General features: G+C 51.0%; 3 protein-coding genes and 1 pseudogene. All 4 read left to right on the top strand.

All coding sequences use genetic code 11. From position 1 onward, the window contains the following. The coding region (locus tag CBG25_RS17210; RefSeq protein ID WP_290608175.1) for a transposase at positions 1 to 383 on the top strand (383 nt) is incomplete at its 5' end. Beyond that, positions 344 to 562, top strand: a complete 219-nt coding sequence (pilP, locus tag CBG25_RS17205) for a type IV pilus biogenesis protein PilP (RefSeq protein ID WP_366212802.1) — start codon at positions 344 to 346, stop codon at positions 560 to 562. The genes CBG25_RS17210 and pilP, both read left to right, overlap by 40 nt. A 383-nt stretch (positions 563 to 945) precedes the next feature. Continuing rightward, complete coding sequence (locus CBG25_RS17200) at positions 946 to 1,179, top strand: hypothetical protein (protein WP_290608171.1); 234 nt, start codon at positions 946 to 948, stop codon at positions 1,177 to 1,179. Between the two features lie 276 nt (positions 1,180 to 1,455). After that, positions 1,456 to 2,476: pseudogene (locus tag CBG25_RS17195) on the top strand (virulence protein); the annotation flags it as partial.

Here is a 2,476-nt window from a genome sequence, read left to right as displayed (position 1 = left end):
AAATCTTGAATCAGCGAAAGAGCATGGTTGAACCTGTGTTTTCAGCATTGCGGGGAATTCAGGGTTTGGAACGTTTCCGGCGTAAGGGATTATTAGCGGTAAAGCTCGAATTTACCCTGCATGCAATGGCCTATAACTTATCAAGAGCGGTTGCTCTGATATTATGGATGATTTTCAGTCTATTATTTGTACAAACTAAAATCAGAAAAAGAGAAAATCTGCACGGTGGGATATTGTTGAAAAAAAAATTCCACCCCTTTTGCGACAGCCTCGCATTCAGCGCGAACTGGAAGAGAGCGGTATTGATGCCCGGACAGCAAATTTACCGCTTACGGGCCGGGAGTTGGCCATTTTGCCCCGCGCCGGGGGCTTACCGTCAGTAGAAGAAATTTACGGCAGTGGCAAACAACTGATGGCGCTTCTGGTGCTGTCCGATGGCAAGCGGGCCGAACTGCGGCAGGGCGAGCAGATCCCCGGCACCCGTTTTTTGATTGAGACGATTAGCGCCCGCGAAGTCCGGGTGGCTGACGGCAACGATAAACGCACACTGGCCTTTTATTGATAAGCAACTGTCTTGAACGATATATTGCAGAAAAGCTAAGCTAATCACATGAAGCGACTCACCGACTCTCTACCTGACAAAGTTTTTTATAAAAAGTATTAGTGCGGTCCGCAAAAAGTTTGTTACTCTGATACAATTGCAATAAAAGACGCGGGATAATGCATATGCGTGGTTACCCGAAAAACGTCAAATAATCTCCCTGCGATAATTCAAGCAAACGGATTGAGATAAACATCCGGTTATTGAAATTTAAGCACACTTTAGTTAATCCAACATAAAAAACCAGCGAAGACACGCACCACTGAAAAAGTATTTTACCCTAAATCACCCCGCACAATGGCGGGGTGATGCATTTTTGCGTTCGTTAAAAAGGAAAAATCATTATGTACGACAAATCTTTAATCGATAGCTTATTTGAAAAGGCTAAAACAAAAATAACGAGCGGCATTTCACTCGACGAGCTCGCTCACAGCTCTTTCGATGAATTCTGTGAAAAAGTCGGCGAAACGTTAAACTATACAGAAAGTCAGTTGCTTTATGGGGCGGCCGAAGAGGCTTCTCAGTATAAAGCGGCGCAAAGCCGAAAGAGACTGGTAAGAGCAAACCCGCAGTCTTGATATTCAGCCGCTAGGAAACCCCACGTCCACTGCCGTTAAAGTCTCTCATCGTGGCAAGCGCGCAATCAGCGAAGTAACAGCAAACACTGATAACACATTACTGCACCGTGACCTACAATATGTCTCTGCCGGCCACGTCGCGTCTATGTTTTCACCGGCAGCTTATCTATCCGAGTTGTACCGAGAAGCCGTCCATCTTCATAATGCCAGCAACAAGTTTGGTACCTGGATGCGCACGATAAACCAACACTGACACAAACCAGCCTACCCCCGAGAGTGGCCTTTACCGAAACCGCCGTGTTGGATGAGGCTGTGGTTAACGCGTTAGCCCAAGATATCACGACAGACGCCCTCACCCGCGCGGGCTATCAGCAAACGGGCTATCTTTTCCCGCGCAACCAGGAGAAAAACGCCACACTGTGGGTCGCGCGACAAGGTTATGCGACTTACGCCGCAGCGGACCATTTTTGGCTACCGATAGCCTACCGAGATACCTTGTTAACAGGGTCGGTAGCCGTCACCCGTGACCCGCATGACTGCGTGGTGATGCAGTATCAAGATGCCGTTGGCCTCACTACTTGCGCGGAGTACGACTGGCGCTTTCTAACCCCGGTCAAGGTGACCGATAGCAATGATAACGTCCATACCGTGACACTGGATGCACTGGGCCGGGTGACGACAGCCCGGTTTCACGGTAGCGAAACCGGCAAGCCGGTGGGTTACCGGAATACACCGATAACCCTGCCGACGGATGTTAACACAGCACTGAAGCTCACCACCCCGCTGCCGGTTGCCCAATTAATACGGTATGTCCCAGACAGTTGGATGAAGCCGACAGCATCCGGAGAAAAGCGGCCGCCCCATATCGTGACGCTCACCACCGACCGTTGTGACGATGACCCGGCGCAGCAAATCCGCCAACAGGTGACCTTCAGTGATGGCCTGGGACGCCTACTGCAAACCGCCATTCGGCAAGCACCCGGTGAAGCGTGGCAACGGGATGAAAGCGGGGCGTTGATGAAGGGGCCGGACGGTAAACCGCTATCCACCTTCACACCCTTCCGCTGGTTGGTCACCGGACGCACCGAGTACGACAACAAAGGCCAGGCCATTCGCACCTACCAACCCTATTTTTTGAATGACTGGCGTTATGTCCGCGATGACAGCGCTCGCACGGACCTGCATGCCGACACCCATTATTACGACCCCACCGGGCGCGTATGGCAGGTAAAAACGGCGAAGGGCTATCTGAAACGAGTCTACTTCACCCCCTGGTGGGTCGCCAGTGAAGATGAAA

The sequence above is a fragment of the Arsenophonus sp. ENCA genome, assembly GCF_002287155.1.
GTDB classification, from domain to species: domain Bacteria; phylum Pseudomonadota; class Gammaproteobacteria; order Enterobacterales; family Enterobacteriaceae; genus Arsenophonus; species Arsenophonus nilaparvatae.
The sequence above is the reverse complement of the archived record's forward strand: the minus strand, read 5'-3'. Positions and strand labels throughout refer to the sequence as shown.

What these genes read in the sequence shown, in the direction of transcription:
- CBG25_RS17200 (WP_290608171.1), top strand. Translation starts at nt 946, where the DNA reads ATGTACGACAAATCTTTAATCGATAGCTTATTTGAAAAGGCTAAAACA.